This window comes from Pseudomonas sp. Y24-6 (assembly GCF_020295325.1).
In the GTDB taxonomy this organism is placed as follows: domain Bacteria; phylum Pseudomonadota; class Gammaproteobacteria; order Pseudomonadales; family Pseudomonadaceae; genus Aquipseudomonas; species Aquipseudomonas gregormendelii.
Genome location: NZ_JACBXG010000001.1, coordinates 312,656 through 333,880 on the forward strand (window position 1 = coordinate 312,656; position 21,225 = coordinate 333,880).

Consider the following 21,225-nt stretch of genomic DNA (forward strand, 5'->3'; position numbering starts at 1 on the left):
CATGAATCCAAAAGAAAACTACCTGCACGAGTTCTTCAGGATCTTTTTCGCCAACAAGCAGTTGGTGAAACGAGTTTTCCTGATCTTTGCAGTGATCGCACTGATCTTGCCGCTGATGCTCAAGCAGAGCTTCGATATCACCGCCCAAGTGATCGTGCAGTCCAAAAAACTCTCCCAGGGAGATGCCACCACCTCTCTCAACCAGGAGAACGCTTCGTTCATTCCGCCATCGCTGGCAGACATGGAAACCGAGAGCAATATCCTGCGTTCGCCGGGACTGATTCGCGAAACGCTCAGCCAGATGCGCGAGAACAGCGAGTACACGCCGCCGGTGAGCCCGTTCACCAAACTGGTAGCGCAGCCATTCAAGGACTACGTCACCACACCCATTCGCGAACACCTGATCAATCCTGTGCGCAATGCACTGGGCCTGGAAACCGACCCGGTACGGGACACCGAACTGGATGCTCTGACGCAGCAAGCCATGAGCGACCTGAAGGTCGAGACCCTGCCCGGTTCCAACGTGATCTCGATCGTCTACAGCTTTCCCGACCCGGCCCAGGGCACCAAGTTCGTTGCCGCCCTGCTGCAGAACTACCTGGTCAGCCGTCAGGCTCTGCAATCGATCGACCTGCCGCAGAGCTTTTACGAAACCAAGAAAATGCAGTACCAGGTGCGTCTCGACGGCCTGGAAGGCAACCGGCTCGCCCTGCTTGAAGGCGTCGGCTCGGCGGATCCTCGGGAGGAAATCACTTTCCGCCTGAACGCCATCAACACCGAGGAGCAGGCACTCAACCTCTACCAGGATCGCCTGCTGCAAAGCAAACGCTGGCTCGACTACCTGAAAACCAGCCTGGCTGCGGCCAAGGACGCCAAACTCAACGATTACTCCTTCCCCTATACCTTTACCACCACCACCGACAACGTGGCGTTCGAGGATCGCGAGGTCAAGCAACTCGGCGAATTGCTGATCAGCCAGGTCAGCCGTTACATGAATGACCTGTCGGTGTTCCAGCCTGGCAGCGAACCCATGTTGCTGCAGCGCGAACAGATTACCCGGACTCGCGGGCAGTTTCTCAAAGTGGTGAACAACCGCATTCAGGAACGCACCGCCGACCTGGCCGTGATCGGCTCGGTGATCGACCAGAAAACCGCGCGCATTGCCCAGTTCAAGAACCGCATTCACCAGTTGCAGGAAACCCAGAGCAAGCTGCGCCAGATGGACACCGAGATCGAGGCATTGCACGCCGCGTTCTCCACCTACGCCCAGCGTTTTGCTGAAAGCAGCACCGCCCGCTCGCTGGACAACGACCTGTCCAACGCACGGATTCTCAGCCCACCGTTCGAGCCGACGGAAGCCGCATTTCCCAAACCGATGGTGATCATCCCATTGGGACTGCTCACCGGTTTGCTGCTGGCGATCGCCTTCGTTTACGTACGTGAATTCTTCGATCACCGCTTCAAGCATCCAGCGCAAATCTCCCACGAACTGGGCTTGCCAGTGCTGCTGGTGATCAACGATCAGAACGTCGAGCCGATCAACCCGCACAAGAACTGGACCGTGCCGCGCTTCGCGCATTGGGTGCGCAATTGAACGCGCCGCTCAGCCAGACTGCACCTGCAAGCACCCTGCCGATCATTCATTTGCTCAGCAGCGGTGGCTTCTATGGGGCTGAGCGGATGTTGCTCGATCACTGCCTGGCAACACCCGGGCAGCACCAGGTGCTGTTTCTGGATGCGCCGCCAGAGCTGATCGCGCGGTTTCGCGAAGCCGGCGTCGACTGCCGCAGTTGCGCGGGGCTGGGCGCCTTGCTCAGGCACCTGCGCCGGCGCCGCAGCGAGCGGCCGCTGATCAACACCCATAACTTCAAGGGCCTGTTGTTCGGCTGGGTTGGCGCGACGCTGTTGCGCCTGCCGCTGGTGATTACTCAGCACGGCTTCACCCCGCGCAGTCGCAAGCAGAAGTTCTACACCTGGCTCAGCCTGCAATTGTGCCGCACGGCTTCGGTGGATCGCGTGGTCTGCGTCGCCGAAAGCATCGCCGTATTGCACCGTCAAGCCAGGGTCGAGGGGCAGAAGCTGCAGGTGATTCCCAACGGTTTGCCAGCCGCCACCGGGCAATTGCCCCCCAGTACCGACCGGCAGCGCTTTCTCGCCGGTTACGTTGGCCGGCTAAGCAGTGAAAAAGGCCCGGACCTGTTTCTGGATGCGCTGATACCGCTGTGTCAGCAGTACCCGCACCTGGACGCCGTGATGCTTGGCGACGGCCCGGAACGCGAGGAACTGCTGGCACGCATCGACGCAGCGGGCTTGCAGGAGCGCATCCGCTTGCCCGGTTACCAGACCGACATGGGCCAGTGGTGGCGACAACTTGATGCGCTGGTGATCAGCTCGCGCACCGAGGGCACGCCGATGATTCTGCTGGAGGCGATGCAGGCCGGGGTGCCGGTGGTAGCGTTCGCGGTCGGCGGGATTCCAGACGTATTGCAGGACCGACACAACGGCTTGCTGGCAACGCCGGCCGACAGCAGCGCCCTCGCCCGCCAGATCGGTACGTTGCTGGCCGAGCCGGCACTGACCGGCGAACTGATCGACAACGCAAGACGTACGCAACAGGATCGCTATGACCTCAAGGCCCTGGCCGAACGCTGGTCGCAGCTTTATATCCGTACTGCACGGGAGGCACGCGCGTGATTGTTCCGCTCTCGATCGTCAGTTTGCTCGCCCTGGTCTGCCTTGGTTTGCTGGCCAGCCCTTTTCCTTTCCTGGCGCCGGGGGTGGTCCTGGGCCTGGTCGGCGTCGCGGTCCTGTACCGCAAGCCGACCTGGGGCCTATTGGGCATCGCCGCCATCCTGCCGTTCGAGGGCCTGTTCAAGGACAGCGCCTTTCCCGGTTCGAAAATCCTGGGGGCCTCGCTGGTGCTGATCCTGATGTTGCAACTGGCGATGCACCAGCTGCCGGCCGAACGCTTGCGCAGCAATATCTGGCGCTTTCTGCTCAGCTTCATGGCGCTGTACCTGCTGAGCCTGCTGAACAGCGACAATATGAGCGTATCGCTTGGGCATCTGCGTGACCTGAGTGTCGGCCTGGTGCTGTTTATCATCACCTTGCTGATTGGTCGCGAACTGAATCTGAACACCTTCGCCAAACTGGTCACCCTCAGTGTCGCGGTGACCTGCGCCATGACGCTGTTCTCCGTTAAATACCAGGACGCCGGACGTGCTGCCGGCTTGTTGAAAGACCCGAACAATTTCGCCCTGATGATCGCCTTTGCCGTGCCCCTGGCGCTGTTTCTGGTCATGCGTAGCTCGAACATGCTGCATCGGCTGTTCTGGGGTGGATGCACCCTCCTGCTGTTGGTCGGCATTACCAAGACCGAATCCCGCTCGGGCCTGGTGGTGCTGTTTATCAGCCTGTTGATCGGCGCCTGGCACTACCGGGCATTGCTGCCCCGCATCCGTCCGCGGCATCTGGGGTTTGCCATGCTGGGTCTGGCGATCGTGATTCCGCTTGCGCTGTACGCGATGCCGGCCAGCTACATCAAACGCATCGAGTCCTTGAGCATCCTGAGCTCCGGCGCCAGGAGCCAGGACGCGTCCCTGGGCCGCCGCGCGTCCTACATCGTGGTCGGCAGCGGGATGATTGCCGAGAACCCGTTGATCGGCACCGGTCCCGGTACCTTCCCGCTGCACTACGCAGCCACCGGTTATTCGAAGGCCTTCGCCTTCAACAGCAACCCCGAGGAACTGTACCGGCACGCGCACAACACCTACCTGGAGATTTTCAGTGAGCTGGGGATTCCTGCCGGGCTGATGTTTGTCGGCATGCTCGGCCTGGCCATGTACAACCTGACGCGGGCGCGTCGCGCCTGGAGGCTGCGCGGCAATAGCGAGCAGGTCGACATGCTGACGCACCTGAGCATGAGCTTTGTCTCGCTGACGCTGTTCCTGATGTTCCTCAGTGCGCCGAACCACAAGTACCTGTGGATCATGCTCGCGCTGACCAGCGTGCTGCGTATCAAAGCTGAAGAAAGCGCTCCCTTCGAGGCTCGGACATGAACAGCATCAGCATCGTCATCCCGATGTTCAACGAGGCGCGGCATATTGGGCGCACGCTGCTCGCTGCGCAGAAGGCCGCGCATGCCGCCGACCTGCAATGCGAGCTGATCGTGGTCGACAATGGCTCCACTGATCGGGGCCCGCAGATTGCCCGGCAGTTCGGCGCCCAGGTGCTGGTGATGCCTGGCCTGGCGATCGGCGCCTTGCGCAATCGCGGTGCCGCCGTCGCCAGCGGTCACTGGCTGGCGTTTATCGACGCCGACATCGAGATGCCCGAGGACTGGCTGACCCGGCTGATCGAACTCGACGCCGCCGGCCAGGCCGATGTATTTGGCCTGGACCTGCACACCCCCGCCGAAGCGCCCTGGTACGCCACCGCGTGGCAGCGCCGTACGCTGCGCCCCAGCGCCCATACCGTGCAGACGGTGGACTGGCTGCCCAGTGCCAACCTGCTGATGCAGCGCAGCTGGTTCGACAAGGTCGGCGGTTTCGACGAAAACCTGCGCACCGGGGAAGACAAGGAGTTCACCCTGCGCCTGGGCAAGCACGGCGCGCGCCTGCTCACCGCCAACCAAAGCGTGGCCCTGCACTGGGGTTACGAAGGCAGCTGGCGGGAATGGATGGGCAAGGAAATGTGGCGTCAGGGCAGTCATCTGCAATTGCTGCGCACCCACGGCGTGAGCCTGCGACTGCTACGCTTTCCGTTGTTGTCGATCATGGCCTGGGTAGTGGATTTCCTCGCCATTTCAGCACTGCTCAACGGCTACCCGCATCACGCGCTGCTGATGGTTGTGCTGACACTGTTGCCGGCGCTGATGCTGAGCTTGCGCCAGAGTGCCAGGCACCGCAGCGTCGGCCTGACGGTGCAACTCTGGGGCTTGCACTGGGTGCGTCTGCACCTGGCCGGCGCCGCGTTCATTCTCAGCCTTTGCCAATGGAATGCCAGGAGGCCCGCCCGTGGCTGAATTCATTTTCTGGATGTGCCTGCTGCTGCCGGTGTACGCCTATCTGGGTTATCCCATGCTGCTGACGTTGCTCGCACCGCTGTACCCGGCGCGCCGTCCAGCGCCGGCGCCACCGATGAACGTGAGCATCGTGATTGCCGCCCACAACGAGGCGCGGCACATCGAGGAAAAACTGCGCACGCTGCTGGCCCAGGATTACCAGCCACGCTCGCTGCAAATCATCCTGGCCAGCGACGGCTCTACCGACGCCACCGTGGCCTGTGCGCACAAGGTTGTCGACCCGCGCATCACGGTGCTCGACCTGCCCCGCGGGGGTAAGGCCGCGACCCTCAACGCCGGGGTAGCACTGAGCAGCGGTGACATCCTGGTGTTTACCGACGCCGACAATCAATGGGCCACCGACACCCTCGGCCACCTGCTCGCGCCGCTGACAGACCCTGCGGTCGGCGCCTGCGCCGGGCACATGGTGATCCCGGTGACCGGCAAAGGCCTGAGCATCGGCGACAGCCTGTATCGACATTACGAAGGCTGGTTGCGCCGGGTGGAGAATCGCACCGGCTGCATGGTCTCCGCCGATGGCGCGCTACTGGCGTTGCGACGCGAGTTGTTCCAGACCGTGCCGGCAGAGGTCAACGATGATTTTTTTATCAGCACCTGCGCGCCTGTGGCGTTCAAACGCATCGTTTACGTGCCCCAGGCCCAAGTGATCGACCAGGGTGTCGACGAGGCAGACAAACAATTCCGCCGGCGCCAGCGCGTGACCGTCGGCGGTCTGCAAAGCCTGGCCCAGCGCCGCGAACTGCTCAACCCGTTCAAGCACGGGCTGTACGCCATCGCGCTGATCAGCCACAAGCTGATCCGCCGCCTGGCCCCCATCCTGTTGCTGCCGTTGTTGTTGAGCAATTTCTGGCTGTGGCAGGAGCATGCTTTCTACCAGGTGTTCCTGGTCGCGCAACTGCTCGGATATGCGATCGCCATCGCCGGTCTTCTGGACTCGCAACACCGCCTGCCCAAACCCTTCCGCCTCGCCGCCTTCCTGCTGGTCACCCTTGCCGGGATGAGCATCGGGCTGTGGCAGTTCCTGCGCGGCCAACGCTATGCACGATGGAACCCCGAACAAAATCGCTGAGAGGATGGAACCATGGGGATTATGCAATTGTTCAAACAGACCAGCGGATGGCTGTACCTGAACTCGTCAGTGGGGCGCAATCAACTGCAAGGCGCCGGGGTGATCCTGATGCTGCATCGGGTGCTGCCCGATGACAACGCCGCCGACCTGCCCCATCGCAACGAACTGTGCATCGGAACCCAGGCGTTCGAACACTTTCTGGGCTGGCTGAGCAGGCACTTCGACTGCGTGCCGCTGATGGACATCCTGCAACCCACCCAAAGCCCGACGAAGCGGCCAAGAGTGAGCCTGACGTTCGACGACGGCTGGCGCGACAACGCCCTGCATGCCTTCCCGGTATTGCTCAAGCATCAAGTGCCGGCGAGTATTTTTCTCTCCAGCGATTTCATCGGCAGCCGCCAGCGGTTCTGGTGGGAAAGCCTTGGCGAAACGCTCTGGGGCACTCATGGCGAGGAAGCGCGGATACACCTGATCGAATCCCTGCAACAGGCCGGCCGGCCACTGCCGGCGTTGCTGCACGATGCCAACGAGCAACGCCGCAGCCTGGCGCTGCTGCGCTTTCTGCAGAGCCTGAAAAGCCTGCCGCCCCAGGCGCTCAGCCGCCTCACCGACGAGTGTCCGGCCGAATCCATGCCCCAGGCACTGGACTGGCAGCAGGTGCGTGAGCTGGAAAATTCCGGGCTGGTGCGTTTCGGTCCGCACGGTGCCAGCCATGCGATCCTCACGGGGCTCGACGATCGTACCCTGGCGGAGGAAATCCGCCGTAGCCGCGATGCGCTGCACAACGGCTGCCAACGGCCGTTGCCAGTCTACTGCTACCCCAATGGTGACAACGATGCGCGGGTGCGGCGTCAGGTCGCCGACCATGATTTCCCGTTTGCCCTGGGCACCGCTACCGGGATTTACCGTGGCCACTCGGATCCGCTGGCACTGCCCAGGTTCGGCGTCAGCCAACGGGTGGCGCGCAATCCGCAGTTGTTGTCCTGGCGCATCTGCCGCGGAGCCCGCGCATGAGTCGCAACACGTACCTGAAAAACCTGGCCGTGAGCATGGGCACCAAGCTGGCGATGATCGCCGTGCGCCTGCTGCGCAACGTCTTGCTGGCGCGGATTCTGGGGCCAAGCGAGCGTGGTCTGTTTGCCCTGCTCAGTACCCTGCCCGAACTGATCAGCGCCGCCACCAGTGGCGGGCTCAATTCGGCCGTCGGCTTCCAGGCAGCGCAGCATCGGCCCATGGGTCTGTTGCTGAGTCAGGTATTGGTGTACGGCTGCTTGCTCGCCGGGTTGCTGACGGTGGTGGTAGTGGCGCTGACGCGGGAGTTTGGCAGCGAACTGGACATCACCCTGCAACTGGGTTTGCTCGCCTGGTTATTGTTGTTGGCGGTGCCGCTGACGGTACTCAAGAGTGGCCTGTTGACGCTGCACAACGCCTCGGGCAACGTGATGGCGTTCAACGTCTTGCGCCTGATCGAATCGGTGGCGCCGCTGCTGCTGTTTCTCGCCCTGTTCTGGATGTGGAAAAACGCGGCACTGGAAGCCGCGTTGATCAGTTGGTTGGCCGGGCTCAGCATGGTGGTGCTGACCGGCTGGATGTGGCTCAAGCGAGCCCAGCCGGTGATCTTGCAGTGGGATCGGGCCAGCCAGAAAGAACTGCTGCGCTACAGCGCCCGCAGCCATCCCGACCTGTTATTCCAGCAGGTGATCCTGCGCTCCGACTATCTGTTCATCGGCGCCATGTTGGGTACCACGGCCCTGGGCCATTACGCGATGGCCAGCGCGGCTGCCGAATTGCTGCTGATCGTTCCCGAAGCCGTGACCACTCCGCTGATGAAGAACCTGCTACAGCAGGAAAAGGGCATTGAGAAACTCACGCCCCTGGCATTGCGCCTCACCGCCACGGTGATGATCGGTGCGTGCCTGTCCATGGCGCTGATCGGTGAATGGCTGATCATTACCCTGTTCGGGGTTGCCTATCAACCGGCCTACCCGGCCCTCCTGGCACTGCTGCCGGGCCTGCTGGGCCTGTGTTACATGAGCATCCTGCGCCTGGACCTGCTGGGCAAGAACCGTCCCGGCGCGATTTCCCTGCTGATGGGTTTCAGCGCCCTGCTCAGCCTGCCGCTGAACCTCATACTGATCCCCGCCTATGGCATCGTCGGTGCGGCAGCGGCTTCTTCAATTGCCTACCTGGCGGTGACTGTGGCACTGCTGCTGCTGTACTGCCACTTGAGTCGGGTGCCTATCTGGCAAACCCTGATCATCCTGCCCAGCGACGTGGCGCCCATGCTGCAAATGCTGCAACGGAAGTCAGCATGAAGTGGCTGTTACTGCTCACCAGTTTGTGTCTGAGCGTCGAAGCCGCCCCTATGCGCTGGGCGCAAATTCGCGACGGCAGCCTGTACCTGCAACCCGATAGCCCCGACACGCTGACCGTGCGCTGGACGCCGGCCTGGCAGGCACAAGCCAATGAAGAACAGCTGTACCTGATCGATGGGCAGGGCAAATTGCAGGCCGAACGCAAGATAGCCGCGAGTGAAACCAGTGGCAGACAAAGCTGGCCGCTGGCACCGAGCGCGGCCAGTTACCGCCTGGAAATTCCAGGCTACAGCTTCCGCCGGTACACGGTGGAGCACGACGAGCGCACGGTCGCGCTGTTTGCCCCGGCCAAGGTGCATTTCAGCGCCGAACCCGGGGACAACGAGGAGTTGTACTTCAAGGTCGCGGCCGGTGAGCGCGCGGTACTGGCAGGCAAGTTCCACGGCGGCGTGGAGGCCTTGCAGGCGCAACGGCTGGATGACGGCAAGCAGCTGTCGCTGGCCCTCAAGCCCTACCCGGCGTATTGGCAGTTCGACAAGATCGAGTTGCCGGTGGCCGCCGCTGACCAGGTCTGGCGCCTGCGTTTGCGCGGCAGTGGCAAAGTGGCGTTCTGGCTCGATGGCACGGCCAACCTGTTTGCCCAGACCCCACAGCAACTCAAACCCGTGCGCGAAGACTTCGGCAAGACCCGCCTGACCCTGCACCCGGGAGTGATCGGCAAGACCCCGAACCTGGGCATCGCCATGCCCTACGCGTTGCCACCGCCATCGACTTTTGCCTTGTTCGATGCGCTCAAGGCCACAGCTGCGACTCATTACAGCCTGGTCGATATCATGGCGACCCGGCCGCATTACGAAGACAAATTCCGTCGCCTGTTCCAGGAGCGCTTCGGCATCACGCAGAACCTGACCCTGCTGGCCGGGCGGTACCGAGTGGCCGACCTGCGCCTGGATGCCAACAGCACCGCCGGGCTCGATGCCTGGCTGGCCGCCACTCGCGCCCTCGGCGGCAAAGGCACGCACTACATCGGCTTCGCCGACGAGCCAAACCTCAACTACCGCGACTACGCGAGCTATCAGGCGATCTTCAATAGCATGGCCCGCCAGGTACGCAGCGACCCGGCCAATGCCAAGGCCGGGGTGCGCATTGTGATGCCAGCGAGCTCGCGGTTCATCAACGGTCCGTTCATCGAAAACGCCGAAGACCGGCGTGGCATCGACTGGGCCAGGCGCCTGCTCGCCGAATCCGGGGACAGCATCGACGCGCTGGCCTGGCACGAATGGATGGTGCGCGACCTGCTGGCGACCCGGGTCTATCGCGACAGCGTGCGGCGCGCTGCCGAACTGGTCGGGCTCGATGCCCAAGGTCGCCCACGCAAGGCCTTGCTGCTGGACCAAACCAACATGTCCAGCGGGAGCAGCCTCAGCCCGTACGACCAGGAGACCCATTACGCTTCACTGTGGTGGGCCTCGGTAGCGATCAATTCATCCCAGGATGGCTTGCTCGACATGCTCGGCTGGTTCCAGGCCGCCGACGAATCTGACCATCGCAAAGGCATGCTGCGCATGCTCGACGAAGAGCACTACGAGCTCAAACCGGTGGGGTATGCCCAGCAGTTCATGCAGCAGCATTGGCTGCACGAGGTGATGCGCCTGGAGAACGACGCCTTCGAAGTGGATGTGCTGGCCATGGCCAGCGACCATCAACGCAGTCTGTTCGGGGTCAACAAAGGCGCGCGCATCCAGCTGGTCAGCCTGGAGGGCACGGCCTGCCCGCTGAACAACGGCACATTGCATTACTTCGGCGCGGACAATCGCAGCCGCGAAGCACCTTTCAAATGCCAGGGCGGCCGCATCAGCTTCGAGCTGCCTGGGGAAACCTTGTTCGCCCTGCGCTGGAGCGCCTCATGAACGCCACGGACCGACCTGAACCTATGACAGCACGATTTGAATGGCGTACTTCGCTGTGTACACCCGACTTCCCGGCAGCGGCTTATGAAGCGTTGCGCCTGCGGGTCGCGGAGCACACTCCGTTCAACACGCTGGCCTGGATGTGCGCGTCGGAACAGGCCCTGGCCGTCGGATGCCAGGTGCATGTGCTGCTGGCCTGGAGAGGCGATGAGCTGCAGTTGTGCCTGCCCTTGGTGGCATCGGTGGAGCGTTTCGGCGGGTTGCCTTTCCGGGTGCTGCACCACCTGGGCTACCCCCTGGCCGATCGCCTGGCGCTGCTTGCCCGCCTGGACGCCGGGGACGTGCGCCAGGCATTGGCGCAGGTTCGCCGCAAACTGCCCCACGCCTTGCTGCAATTGAACGAGTTTTGCGCTGCCGCCGGCGAGGAAAGCGCCCTGACCCACTGGATGGCGCGCAGCTCTACCGGTGAACGGCGCCTGAGTTGTCGCGTGCCGGTGCACCAGATCAGCGAGGCTGACCACCAGGAAATTTCCGGCGACCCGCGCTACAAACTGCGCCGCGCACGCAAACGCATCGCTGCCTGTGGTGCACAAGTGCGGCGCATCACCCCGGATGCGTCGACCATGGGTCCGTTGCTGCAGGCCATCAGTGAAGTCGAGGCGGTAAGCTGGAAAGGTGACGAAGGGGTGGGGATTTTTGCCGATGAGCGCCACCGCCAATGGATGAATCAAGCCTTCACCGCCCTCGCCGCCCAGGGGCTGGTGCGGGTAGTAATCCTTGAGTTGGACGGGCGCTGCATCAGTTACCGCCTCGGGCTGCTCGAACAGGGTCGGCTGTACGATTACAACCTGGCATTCCTGCCGCAATACGCCGACCTGGGCAGCGGCCGCGTCTTGCTCGAAGAGTGGATTCGCTGGGGCCTGGACGACAACTGGCGCTGGATCGATGCCTCGCGCGTCAGCCTGGAAAATTCCAGTCATCAACTGCACGAGCGCATGACCGGGCAACTGGAGCACTGGCGCTGGAGCTTCTATTCCTGGCGACCCAGCGGTATCGCCCTGGGGCTGGCGTTGCGGGTATGGCAGGCGCTCAAGCCGCGGTTGCAACAATGGAAAGCGCGGCGTGCGGCCAAGGCCGTAAAACCGGCAGCGGGGCAACCAGTGGAAGCCGCCGTGACCACGCCTGCCCCCGCTGCCAAGCAGGTCAAAGCCAGGAACACCGCCATACTGGAGGGCAAACATGCCACGTCAAGTCATAGTCAACGCTGATGATTTCGGGCTCAGCCCAAACGAAAACGCCGTGATTTTCGGTGCATTCCAGGCGGGCGTGATCAGCTCCGCCACGGCCATGGCCAACATGCCGGCCTTCGAAGCCGCATGCGTCATGGCCCGGCATCCGCTGCTGACCGGGCGCATCGGCCTGCACTTCAACCTCACCTACGGCCAGCCGTTGAGCCTGGGCATTCTTTCGCGCCCACACTTCTGCGACAACGCCGGGGTATTCGACCTCAACCTGCCCCGCCATCGCCTCTGGCTCAGCCGCGAAGATCGCCAAGCGGTTCTGGAGGAGCTTGAGGCGCAATGGCAACGCTGCCTGGACAACGACGTGCGACCCAGCCATCTGGATTCCCATCAACACGTGCACAACATCTGGCCGATCGGCGAAATCGTCGCGCGCTTCGCCGCCCGCCAGGGCGTGCCGGTGCGTCTGGCGCGCAACCTGGGAGAAAACCTCAACCTGCCCAAGCGCGTATTCAAGCGCTTGCTCAACGCCCGTCTCCAGCAATTGGCCGGCGCTACTGCCGATTATGTGTGCACGCCTGTGGACCTGCGTAACGCAGCCATGCCGACCGACGGAGTATTGGAAATCGTCGCCCACCCGAACCAGATCGGCGCGGATTTCGGCGACGCTTACCTGAATCCCGAGGAGTCGCTCACGCGGTTGCTGGAGCAGCGGATGCGGGGTGTGCCGCGGGTGTCCTATGGGGCGGTGAACAGCGTCGGGCTACCGGGCGGGGCGGTGGTCGTGAAACCGTAAGGCAGCGCATTTTGCAGGCGCTCGTTTGCCGGCGATGGCGATCTCAGGGGCGTCATTGCCGGCAAGCCAGGCTCCCACAGGTCAGGTAATTCTTATAGGCTTGGCAGATTCCCGGAATAAAAAGAGGAACCTCCCATGCTCGACACTTCCCTGCAAGACTGCGCCGCGCCAGAAGGCGTCTGCTATGGCTGTGGCGGCAAGAATCCCCATGGTTTGCATATCAAGAGCTTCTGGCACGAAGACGGCATCCATGTCATGGCCGAGCACCTGCCCGATGCCCGGTACTGCGGTTGGCCCGACCTGGTGTACGGCGGACTGATCGCCATGCTGGTGGACTGCCATTCGAACTGGACCGCCATGGCCTATCACTACCGCGCCGAAACCCGCACAGCCGATAGCCTGCCGCGCATCGACTGCGTCACCGGCAACCTGGGCATCAAATTCATCAAGCCGACGCCCATGGGTGTGCCGCTGACCTTGCGCGCCAAAGTCGAAGGTGACGTTGGCCGCAAGACCCGGGTGATCTGCGAGGTGTATGCCGATGGCGTGCTGACAGCGGTGGGCGATTCGGTGTTCGTGCGGGTCGATACCGGACAGCTGGCCGCCGCTGCGCATGGCCGCGAGGGTTGAGGCTTCGGTACTTTTTTTGCCGGCGGCGCGCCCACTCTGGTGCAAAATAGGCACTCGACCGATAAGCTCAGGCCCTGTCGCGAATGCAGTGCAACGAGAGTCATATGAATATCCAAGTTGAGAAGTGTGATGCCCCCCGGACCCAGCGTATTGGTTCACCCCAGCACATCATTCAAACAATGTCGGGGGTAACCGCATGATCGAGGTCACTGAGGTTTCCATTGCGCAGCTGCGGGCGGCGCTCGAGTCGGGCCAGACCACCGCCGTTGAACTGGTCCAGGCTTATCTCGCCAGGGTCGATGCCTACGACGGGCGCGACACGCCGACAGCGCTGAACGCAGTGGTGGTGCGCAACCCTGAAGCCCTCGCCGAAGCGCAGGCATCCGATGAGCGCCGCGCCAAGGGCCAGACCCTCGGCCCGCTCGATGGCATTCCCTACACCGCCAAGGACAGTTATCTGGTCAAGGGGCTGACGGCCGCCTCCGGCAGCCCGGCCTTCGTCGACCTGGTGGCTTACCGTGATGCGTTCACCATCGAGCGCCTGCGTGGTGCGGGTGCGATCTGCCTGGGCAAGACGAATATGCCGCCCATGGCCAATGGCGGTATGCAACGCGGGGTTTATGGCCGTGCGGAGAGCCCGTACAACGCCGATTACCTCACTGCGCCCTTTGCTTCCGGTTCGTCCAATGGCGCGGGTACGGCAACGGCGGCCAGTTTCGCCGCGTTCGGGCTGGCGGAAGAAACCTGGTCGAGTGGCCGTGGGCCGGCATCGAACAACGGTTTGTGTGCCTATACGCCTTCGCGCGGGGTGATTTCGGTGCGCGGCAACTGGCCCCTGACGCCGACCATGGACGTGGTCGTGCCCTTCGCCCGGACCATGGCGGATCTGCTCGAAGTGCTCGATGTGGTGGTCGCGGAAGATCCCGACACCCGCGGCGACCTGTGGCGCATGCAGCCCTGGGTACCGATTCCGAGCGTGGCCTCGGTGCGTCCGGCGAGCTACCCAGCGCTGGCCGCGAAGGCTGAGGCCCTGGCCGGGAAACGCCTGGGCGTACCGCGCATGTATATCAATGCCGACCCCGAGGCTGGCACGGCAGAAGCGCCGGGCATTGGCGGGCCGACAGGCCAGCGCATCATCACCCGGGATTCGGTGATCGGGCTTTGGCAACAGGCGCGTCAGGCGCTGGAAGCAGCGGGCGCGCAAGTGATCGAAGTGGATTTCCCGCTGGTGTCCAATTGCGAGGGTGATCGCCCCGGAGCACCGACGGTCTTCACTCGGGGCCTGGTGTCGAAGGCGTTTCTGCACCACGAACTCTGGGACCTGACGACCTGGGCGTTCGATGATTTCCTGCAGGCCAACGGGGATCCAAAGCTCAACCGGCTGGTCGACGTCGACGGCCCGCTGATCTTTCCCCACGACCCAGGCACCCTGCCCAACCGCGAAGGCGACCTGGTTGCGGGCATGGACGAGTATGTGCGCATGGCCGAACGCGGCATCACGCCGTGGGACCAGATCACCACGGTGCCTGACGGCCTGCGCGGACTGGAACAAACCCGGCGCATCGATCTCGAAGACTGGATGGATCGCCTGGGCCTGGACGCGGTGCTGTTTCCGACAGTTGCCGACGTGGCACCGGCGAATGCCGATGTCGATCCCCGTTCTGCGGACATCGCCTGGAGCAACGGCGTCTGGGTCGCCAATGGCAACCTCGCCATCCGCCACTTGGGCGTCCCTACGGTGACGGTCCCGATGGGCGTGATGCCGGACATTGGCATGCCGGTGGGCCTGACCTTTGCCGGTCGTGCCTATGACGATTCGTCGTTGCTGCGCCTGGCCAGTGCGTTCGAGTCCACCGGGTCCAAGCGCCTGATCCCGCCGCGTACGCCTGCGTTGTAGGGAAAATGCCTGTGGGAATTGGGGCGACATGTTGGTGGCTGGTGTGCGCTGGGTGATAAAAGATCGCAGCCTCGTTTCACTCGACAGCTCCTACGGGGTGGGGAGCGAGGTTGGGGCGGCGGGGAGTGCTCGGCGTTGCTCGAGCAGATTGACCATCAGGCATGCGTACAGCGTCAGGGCGATAAACAATCCCATGCGTATGGCAAAGGCAGTGTAGACGTCCTTGCCCGCTGCGCTGTCCTGCACCGACTGGCCCAACAGGATGATCATCGTGATCAGGCTGTTGAGCCAGAACCCCGGGCTTAAACCCGTTGGGCTGAGCCGGTAGAGCTTGCGCGCCAGCACCAGGCCGAACAGCAGCATCCACAGGAAAAACATCCACAGGTGCACAAACAGGCTCAGTGCACACCACAACAGGATCGCCAGCAAACCGCCCAGCAGGGTCGAGCCGACCAGCTCCCGACCGACGCTGTGAGTGTGGCTGGTCGAGCTTTGCTGACCCAGGCTGACCGCCTTGAGAATGATCGGCAGGTAACTGGCCGGGTCGATCAATGCCAGCAGGAAGGTCGGCAGGACGATCAGGGTGGCTCGCAGCGCCACCCGTGCGGTCTCGGCAGGCGGCAAGCCTGGGGGACTGGGCGATGGCGGAGCATCCGCCGGTTCGGCAAACAGCCAGTGACTGCATGCCACGGCCAGCACTGCGAGCAGCAGGCCCTTGACCAGTGCCTCGATGACCGTCGCCGCCAGGCCGAAATCGGCCACCCCGGCTGACGAAATCATGGTCAGGCCGATGACCAGGAACGTGACGATAAGCGCATTGCCACCGCGCAGGCCGAAGCGCAATACCAGGAACAGACAGAGGCCAATCAACAACACGCCGCTGAGCGGGTAGTACCGCAGGACCGGAATCAACAACAGACCGATGCCGGTCGTCAGCAGCGCCGCCAGCGCCAGGACCAGTGCTGCCTTGAATGGCAGGGGCCGATTCAGCGTCGCCAGCAACAACACCGCCAGCACCGGCGCCACGAAAGGAATCGGCAAGCCCAGGCCGAAACTCGCCGCCAGGCACAGCGCCGTGCCCGTGGCCAGGCGCAACGCGCGCCGGGCCCTGATCGTGGTGTCAGTAGACATACGACAGCCAGCTCATGAAGCCCAAAAACAAGCGGCCGAGTGGGTTCAGCGGATTGCCCTCGCGGGGAAAAGCCATAACTTCAGCCTGCCCGCCGGCGCGGATCCCGCGACTGTCGCGCAAGTGCTCCTTGGCTTCGGAGGAGAACTCGATAATCACCGGGAAGCGCTGCGCCGGGCGCAACCAGTCGCGGCTGTTCTGCACACTGGGCAGGGTTCCGGGCGCGGGCGCCTGACCGACGCTGACCCCGTAACCCACGCTGCGCACGCGCCCCTCGAACACCTCCCCCGGCAGCGCATCCAACACGATCGCCACCGGCGTATCGATTTGGACCAGGCCCAGATTATTCTCGGTCATGTCGGCACTGACCCACACATCGTGGATCGCAATCAGGGTCATCACCGGACCTCCGGCAGCGGCAAACTGGCCGGCATCGGTGCGCAGGTCCGTGATCAACCCGGAGGATCGCGCGCGCACCCGGGTATTGGCCAGATCCAGTTCGGCTTTTGATAACGCCGTGGCGGCACTGCGCAGGGTCGCGTTGTCCTCCTCGCTGCCGCCCTCCTGTTCCCGTGCCCGCTGGACTTCGGCGCGGGCTGCGGCGACCTGGCTCAGGGCCTGTTCGCGATTGGCCCGGGAGACTTCCAGCAAGCGCACCGAGATGGTCCCCGGATCGTCCCGATACAAGCCTTCAAGGCGCTGATTGTCCTGGCGCGCCTTGAGTTCGTTGGCCTGGGCCGCCCTCAGGTTGGCCTGCGCGGCAGCAATGCCGGCAGTGCCGGCACCGATCTGGCGCCGGGTCGACTCAAGATCGGCTCGCGCCCGATCCACGGCAATCTGGTACGGCTGGGGATCGACCTCGAACAGCACCTCGCCGGCCTTCACATCCTGATTGTTCCGCACATTGACCCGAATCACCCGCCCTGCCACTTCCGCCGCCACCGGAATTACGAAGGCCCCTACCCGCGCCTGCTGCGTATACGGCGTGAAGCGATCCGCCAGCAGGTACCAGGCCAGGCTCAGGACAATCAACACCAACACCCACTTGAGGCCCTTGCGGCTCGGATCTGGAGCGGGTGCAGGTGCTGGCGCCGGCGGTGTTTCAGACGAGGGCGGGACAGTGTCGCTCATGGTGTTTTGACCTCGTCGGGCTGGGGAAAGGCAGGCTGGGCAACTGCAGGCTCGTCCAGCAGATCGCCCCAGTCGGTGCGCGCTTGCATCTGCCGGCGAGTGGCGGGATCGACCATTGGCTGGGCGCTGGACCAGCCGCCACCCAAGGCTTTGTACAGGGCAATGACATTGCTCACGGCATTGCTGCGGGCCACCAGGTAGTTGTCCTGTTGCTCCAGCAGCGCCCGCTGCGCATCCAGCACTCGCTGGAAGTCCGAGTAACCTTCGCGGTACTGCGCGCTGGCCAGCACCAGCGAGCGCTTGGCGGCCACTTCAGCCTCGCCCAGGATGCGCTCGCGCTCAAGGGATTTGATCAAGCCGCCAGCGGCATCATCGGCTTCCCGTGCCGCCTGGCGAACCTTGTCGCGATAGACTTCGATCAACTGCTGCAACCGCGCATCCTGCACTCGCACGTTGTTGCTGATCTGGCCATGGTCGAACAGATTCCAGCGCAGGCTCGGCCCCCCTATCAGGTCCAGGCTGCGCGGGGTGCCATCCAGTGAATCAGCGGACCAGACGATGCTGCCAAGCAAGGTCAACGAGGGATAAAAATCGCTTTCGGCCACGCCGATCAGCGCCGACTGCGCAGCGACATTGAGCTCGGCAGCTCGCACGTCGGGGCGACGCAGCAGCAGGCTGGCGGGCACATCCTGCAGCACCGCCCGATCCACCAGCGGAATCAGCCCGTCACTCGCCGCCAACTGCGGAACGCCGCCGGGTGGCTGGCCGATCAGTACGGCCAGGGCATTGCGGGTGCGTTGCAGCTGGTCCTCAAGACTGGGGATGGTGCTCAGGGTGCCCAGGTATTGAGTCCGGGCCTGCTGCAGATCCAGCTCGGCGTTCTGCCCGCTGTTGAACAGCTTCTCGGTGATCTCGAAATTACGCTGTTGCTGCCGGGCATTCTGCTTTGCCACCCGCAACCGCGCCTCGGTGGTGCGCAAGGCAAAATAGGTGTCCGCCACTTGCGCGTGCAGCAGCACCAGCACGTCTTCGTAGTTGGCACGCGCGGCGAAATAGCTGGCGTCGGCCGACTCGATGGCGCGGCTGAAGCGCCCCCAGAAATCCAGCTCCCAGCCCACATCGAAACCCACGCTGTGCTGCCAGAAGTGGCTGTCCTGCGGATTGCTGCCGCCGGATTGCCGGCGGTTGAAGTACAGGCTGTCGGCACTGGCTTGCTGCAGCTGCGGGTAACGCCCGCTTTCGGCAATCCCCAGCCGCGCCCGGGCTTCCATGACCCGCAGCCCCGCGACTTTCAGGTCTGCGTTACCCGCGTCCGCAGCGGCAATCAGGCGATCCAGCAACGGGTCGTTGAACACCTGCCACCACTCACGCAGGTCCGGACTCTGTTCGCGCCGGCTGGCCTGTTCCAGGGCCGGGCGGCGCCATTGCCGGCTCCATGCTTCGCCCGGCGCCTGGAAATCCGGCCCCAGACGCACACAGCCGCAAAGGCCGAGCACCCCAAGGATCAGCAGTTGGCGCGGGCGACTGAGCAGGGCTGCGCTAGAGGGCATGGATGTCTTCCGATGCGACGGTCAGTCAAGCATAGCCACAGAATAACGAGACCAACGCAGTTCCTCCGGGCAGCGTCCCGACGCTACTTCACCAGGCGCTTTTCCTTGGACGGCCGGTAGCCGAAGTAGGCGCTGTAGCACTTGCTGAAATGGCTTGGCGAGACGAACCCGCAGGCCACCAGAACTTCGACCTGAGACAACTCGGTGTGCTGCAGCAGCCGGCGCGCCTCGGTAATGCGCAGCTCCAGGTAATAGCGTTGCGGCGTGGTGCCCAGCTGTTCCTTGAACAGGCGTTCGAGTTGTCGCCGCGAACGACCGGCGTAGACCGCCAGTTGCTCCAGTTCCAGCGGCTCTTCAAGATTGGTGTCCATGAGCTTGACCACCTCGCGCAACGGCGCGCTGACGCAGATGTTCTCCGCCGGCTTGATTCGCCGGTAACGCGATTCCTCAAAGGCCAGGATGTCTTCGACACCCTCGACCAGGGCTTTATCGTAGAGACTCTTGATCCAGTCCAGGGCCATGTGAAAGGCGCCCGAAGGACTGGACGCCGTGAGCCGGTCGCGATCAATGACGTAGGGTTCACTACTGACCTGGGTCGCGCGGGAGATTTCCGCGAGCGCCGGGCGGTGTTCCGGATGAATGGCGCAGCGATAGCCCTCGAGCAGGCCCGCCTTGCCGAGGAACCAGGCGCCGTTCCACAAGCCGGCGAGCATCACGCCCTGCTCCGCTGCGGCCTTGAGCTGAGTGATAAACGCTTCGTTGGCCTTGAGTTCGGTTCGATAACCACCACACACCACCAGCAGATCCAGCCCCTTGATCGCTGAACCGTCGAGACGCGCATCCGGGCGAATGACCAGCCCCAGATCGCTGACTACTTCGCCTTCGCTCAAGCCGAAGGTGCGCGTGGTGAACACTCCTGGACGCAACAGATTGGCGGTCACGAGCGTATCCAGCACCTGCGTGAAGGCCGGCAGCGAAAAATGCTCAAGCAGCAGGAACCCGCAGCGCACCACTTGAGGTGTCGCGCTGGCGTTGTCATTCAGGTAACGAAGGTTCTTGCCCTTTAACCCTTCACTGAACTGGCGTCTTTCGATCAATGGTCGACCTGCTTTGCGACGAAAACCAATACGTTATGGGCCGCATGGAGAAAGCGCAATGGCGGCACCTGGAAAGATATTGAAGCCGCTGACCCTCGCTGCCCGGTGCTACGCTGTGAATGCCTGAAAGAAATAGCGCGCCCTTTTGCATCCGCTCGAGAATCCACCCATGAAGCCGATCCTGATAAGCGGTATCACCCTGGCAATGGTCGGCACGCTGACGTACTCACTGCTGCAGTGGCGCGATGTGCAAAACCACACCCAGGAATTACGCTGCGGGGAAGCCAGGGAGGCATTGAAAGGAGTCGAAGTGCGGGCTCGGGCGTTGGCGGCAGGTTTGACGGTGGATGCTTATGCCAAGGCCGAGGAAGAGGACGTGGCGAAACTCGTCGGCGCCCTGGATGCCGCCAGGAACGATGTCGAGATTGACTCGGTGATGGAATCCCACGCCACGGCGATCGGTGCCGAGGACGCCGCCATTGATGCCGAAGTCGACAGTCGGGGCAACCAGGCCTTCCTGGAGCAAACCTTGCGCAAGCAGCGAATACCGGTGGACGTCAAACAGGAACTGGAACGTGCCGCCAAGGCAGTCAGGCTGATCTGCAGCTGAGCGGCTGGAAAAGGGAGTCTCCAGAACCTTATAAAGTGCATTTTTTTTCCTGAAAATAAGCGCTTAACGCCGCCGGGAAATTGCTTTGAATTTTTTCTGACACCACCACTCCTTTGTCTATGAGCATAAGGAGGGTCCTCATGAACAGCACCGGTCTCTACATCATTGAATACCTGCTCCACGGGGAGCCGAGGTCGTTCATCATCCGTGCAAAAGTGATGAGCAATCGCGATGCCTGGCATTGGGCAAGTTGTGATGCCGGCATAGCGCCCATCCCCAAACCCGGAAGGCCGCCGCTCAAAGTGGTATCCAGGCCCCAGGCGGAAAAATACGGCGTTGTCGAAGTGCGCTGGCGCGAGTCGGCCAAGCTCGACTGGACCGAGGCGACGCCGTCCTGAATAACCGGGGGCCGGCGGTCAGCGGGTATGAAAAATCCCGAACTCGACCAGCACCCTTGCATCCAATGTGAAAGCCGATGGAGGTATGCGACATGAACGACAATGATGACCGCAGCAATGATGGCGAATCACCCGTGACATCCAACGCACCACCCAGGGACTCGTCCGGCAAGCCGGTGAATGTGGTGCAGAGGGATCTGGCGGACACGGACGACGATACCCGCGCAGTGGACGAAGTCATCACGCCCTCCTCCACCCGCACCAAGGAGCAGGACACCCAAGAGCTGCAGAAAAAGGTCGATGAGATAGAGCGCAAAGTGGCCGATGGAAACTGACCACAGGTGTCACACGAAATAGAGGGAGGCCTGA

Annotated in this window: 19 protein-coding genes; 15 read left to right on the forward strand and 4 right to left on the reverse strand. The window is 63.0% G+C overall.

The genetic code is table 11. The annotated features are described in order from the left end of the window. Nucleotide 1: 1 nt before the first annotated feature. The 12 genes from HYI44_RS01470 to HYI44_RS01525 all read left to right on the forward strand — a co-directional run bounded on the left by HYI44_RS01470 (nt 2) and on the right by HYI44_RS01525 (nt 14,941). A complete protein-coding gene (locus tag HYI44_RS01470) occupies nt 2-1,594 on the forward strand; it encodes a GumC family protein (protein ID WP_122839185.1) in 1,593 nt (530 codons plus the stop codon). Beyond that, nucleotides 1,591-2,694 (forward strand): glycosyltransferase family 4 protein, encoded by a 1,104-nt coding sequence (locus HYI44_RS01475; RefSeq protein WP_225568572.1) that lies wholly within the window; start codon nt 1,591-1,593, stop codon nt 2,692-2,694. Before HYI44_RS01470 ends, HYI44_RS01475 begins: the two co-directional genes overlap by 4 nt. Then, nucleotides 2,691-4,058, forward strand: coding sequence for an O-antigen ligase family protein (locus tag HYI44_RS01480; RefSeq protein WP_225568573.1), 1,368 nt, complete (start codon nt 2,691-2,693; stop codon nt 4,056-4,058). The genes HYI44_RS01475 and HYI44_RS01480 overlap by 4 nt, the downstream gene beginning before the upstream one ends. Further along, nucleotides 4,055-5,023 (forward strand): glycosyltransferase, encoded by a 969-nt coding sequence (locus HYI44_RS01485; protein ID WP_225568574.1) that lies wholly within the window; start codon nt 4,055-4,057, stop codon nt 5,021-5,023. Before HYI44_RS01480 ends, HYI44_RS01485 begins: the two co-directional genes overlap by 4 nt. Next, entirely contained in the window at nt 5,016-6,152 is a 1,137-nt protein-coding gene (locus tag HYI44_RS01490) for a glycosyltransferase (protein ID WP_122839188.1), read from the forward strand. The genes HYI44_RS01485 and HYI44_RS01490 overlap by 8 nt, the downstream gene beginning before the upstream one ends. Nucleotides 6,153-6,164: 12 nt before the next feature. Continuing rightward, nucleotides 6,165-7,166 (forward strand): polysaccharide deacetylase family protein, encoded by a 1,002-nt coding sequence (locus HYI44_RS01495; protein WP_225568575.1) that lies wholly within the window; start codon nt 6,165-6,167, stop codon nt 7,164-7,166. Then, the gene (locus tag HYI44_RS01500; protein WP_225568576.1) at nt 7,163-8,467 is read left to right on the forward strand and encodes a lipopolysaccharide biosynthesis protein; all 1,305 of its coding nucleotides are present in this window, start codon (nt 7,163-7,165) and stop codon (nt 8,465-8,467) included. Before HYI44_RS01495 ends, HYI44_RS01500 begins: the two co-directional genes overlap by 4 nt. Next, entirely contained in the window at nt 8,464-10,377 is a 1,914-nt protein-coding gene (locus HYI44_RS01505; RefSeq protein ID WP_225568577.1) for a hypothetical protein, read from the forward strand. The genes HYI44_RS01500 and HYI44_RS01505 overlap by 4 nt, the downstream gene beginning before the upstream one ends. Before the next feature lie 23 nt (nt 10,378-10,400). Further along, nucleotides 10,401-11,645 (forward strand): GNAT family N-acetyltransferase, encoded by a 1,245-nt coding sequence (locus HYI44_RS01510; protein WP_225568578.1) that lies wholly within the window; start codon nt 10,401-10,403, stop codon nt 11,643-11,645. Then, the gene (locus HYI44_RS01515) at nt 11,617-12,414 is read left to right on the forward strand and encodes a ChbG/HpnK family deacetylase (protein WP_225568579.1); all 798 of its coding nucleotides are present in this window, start codon (nt 11,617-11,619) and stop codon (nt 12,412-12,414) included. Before HYI44_RS01510 ends, HYI44_RS01515 begins: the two co-directional genes overlap by 29 nt. Before the next feature lie 135 nt (nt 12,415-12,549). Further along, entirely contained in the window at nt 12,550-13,044 is a 495-nt protein-coding gene (locus HYI44_RS01520) for a PaaI family thioesterase (RefSeq protein WP_122839192.1), read from the forward strand. A 196-nt stretch (nt 13,045-13,240) separates the two neighbouring features. Next, on the forward strand, nt 13,241-14,941 hold the full coding sequence (locus HYI44_RS01525) for an amidase (protein ID WP_225568580.1): 1,701 nt from the start codon (nt 13,241-13,243) through the stop codon (nt 14,939-14,941). A gap of 90 nt (nt 14,942-15,031) precedes the next feature. Here HYI44_RS01525 and HYI44_RS01530 read toward each other — a convergent pair whose 3' ends face one another. From HYI44_RS01530 to HYI44_RS01545, 4 genes are all read right to left on the reverse strand, one after another. Next, on the reverse strand, nt 15,032-16,072 hold the full coding sequence (locus tag HYI44_RS01530; protein WP_225568581.1) for a DUF2955 domain-containing protein: 1,041 nt from the start codon (nt 16,070-16,072) through the stop codon (nt 15,032-15,034). Continuing rightward, nucleotides 16,062-17,201, reverse strand: a complete 1,140-nt coding sequence (locus HYI44_RS01535; RefSeq protein WP_201147361.1) for an HlyD family secretion protein — start codon at nt 17,199-17,201, stop codon at nt 16,062-16,064. Before HYI44_RS01535 ends, HYI44_RS01530 begins: the two co-directional genes overlap by 11 nt. After that, nucleotides 17,198-18,751 (reverse strand): efflux transporter outer membrane subunit, encoded by a 1,554-nt coding sequence (locus HYI44_RS01540; protein ID WP_225568582.1) that lies wholly within the window; start codon nt 18,749-18,751, stop codon nt 17,198-17,200. Before HYI44_RS01540 ends, HYI44_RS01535 begins: the two co-directional genes overlap by 4 nt. A gap of 83 nt (nt 18,752-18,834) precedes the next feature. Beyond that, entirely contained in the window at nt 18,835-19,848 is a 1,014-nt protein-coding gene (locus tag HYI44_RS01545; protein ID WP_225568583.1) for a GlxA family transcriptional regulator, read from the reverse strand. A 169-nt stretch (nt 19,849-20,017) separates the two neighbouring features. Here HYI44_RS01545 and HYI44_RS01550 point away from each other — a divergent pair, with 169 nt between their 5' ends. The 3 genes from HYI44_RS01550 to HYI44_RS01560 all read left to right on the forward strand — a co-directional run bounded on the left by HYI44_RS01550 (nt 20,018) and on the right by HYI44_RS01560 (nt 21,191). Then, a complete protein-coding gene (locus HYI44_RS01550) occupies nt 20,018-20,458 on the forward strand; it encodes a hypothetical protein (protein WP_122839197.1) in 441 nt (146 codons plus the stop codon). Nucleotides 20,459-20,598: 140 nt separating this feature from the next. Beyond that, nucleotides 20,599-20,856 carry a DUF6555 family protein gene (locus HYI44_RS01555; protein WP_045062182.1) on the forward strand — a complete coding sequence of 86 codons (258 nt, stop codon included), beginning with the start codon at nt 20,599-20,601 and terminating at the stop codon, nt 20,854-20,856. A gap of 92 nt (nt 20,857-20,948) precedes the next feature. After that, a complete protein-coding gene (locus HYI44_RS01560) occupies nt 20,949-21,191 on the forward strand; it encodes a hypothetical protein (RefSeq protein ID WP_201147360.1) in 243 nt (80 codons plus the stop codon). Nucleotides 21,192-21,225 lie beyond the last annotated feature (34 nt).

Excerpts from the sequence above, each read along its gene's own strand:
- HYI44_RS01500 (WP_225568576.1), top strand. The coding sequence starts at position 7,163 with ATGAGTCGCAACACGTACCTGAAAAACCTGGCCGTGAGCATGGGCACC.
- HYI44_RS01530 (WP_225568581.1), bottom strand. The coding sequence starts at position 16,072 with ATGTCTACTGACACCACGATCAGGGCCCGGCGCGCGTTGCGCCTGGCC.
- HYI44_RS01560 (WP_201147360.1), top strand. The coding sequence starts at position 20,949 with ATGAACGACAATGATGACCGCAGCAATGATGGCGAATCACCCGTGACA.
- HYI44_RS01540 (WP_225568582.1), bottom strand. The coding sequence starts at position 18,751 with ATGCCCTCTAGCGCAGCCCTGCTCAGTCGCCCGCGCCAACTGCTGATC.
- HYI44_RS01505 (WP_225568577.1), top strand. The coding sequence starts at position 8,464 with ATGAAGTGGCTGTTACTGCTCACCAGTTTGTGTCTGAGCGTCGAAGCC.
- HYI44_RS01535 (WP_201147361.1), bottom strand. The coding sequence starts at position 17,201 with ATGAGCGACACTGTCCCGCCCTCGTCTGAAACACCGCCGGCGCCAGCA.
- HYI44_RS01485 (WP_225568574.1), top strand. The coding sequence starts at position 4,055 with ATGAACAGCATCAGCATCGTCATCCCGATGTTCAACGAGGCGCGGCAT.
- HYI44_RS01495 (WP_225568575.1), top strand. The coding sequence starts at position 6,165 with ATGGGGATTATGCAATTGTTCAAACAGACCAGCGGATGGCTGTACCTG.
- HYI44_RS01520 (WP_122839192.1), top strand. The coding sequence starts at position 12,550 with ATGCTCGACACTTCCCTGCAAGACTGCGCCGCGCCAGAAGGCGTCTGC.
- HYI44_RS01550 (WP_122839197.1), top strand. The coding sequence starts at position 20,018 with ATGAAGCCGATCCTGATAAGCGGTATCACCCTGGCAATGGTCGGCACG.
- HYI44_RS01515 (WP_225568579.1), top strand. The coding sequence starts at position 11,617 with ATGCCACGTCAAGTCATAGTCAACGCTGATGATTTCGGGCTCAGCCCA.
- HYI44_RS01555 (WP_045062182.1), top strand. The coding sequence starts at position 20,599 with ATGAACAGCACCGGTCTCTACATCATTGAATACCTGCTCCACGGGGAG.
- HYI44_RS01470 (WP_122839185.1), top strand. The coding sequence starts at position 2 with ATGAATCCAAAAGAAAACTACCTGCACGAGTTCTTCAGGATCTTTTTC.
- HYI44_RS01510 (WP_225568578.1), top strand. The coding sequence starts at position 10,401 with ATGACAGCACGATTTGAATGGCGTACTTCGCTGTGTACACCCGACTTC.
- HYI44_RS01525 (WP_225568580.1), top strand. The coding sequence starts at position 13,241 with ATGATCGAGGTCACTGAGGTTTCCATTGCGCAGCTGCGGGCGGCGCTC.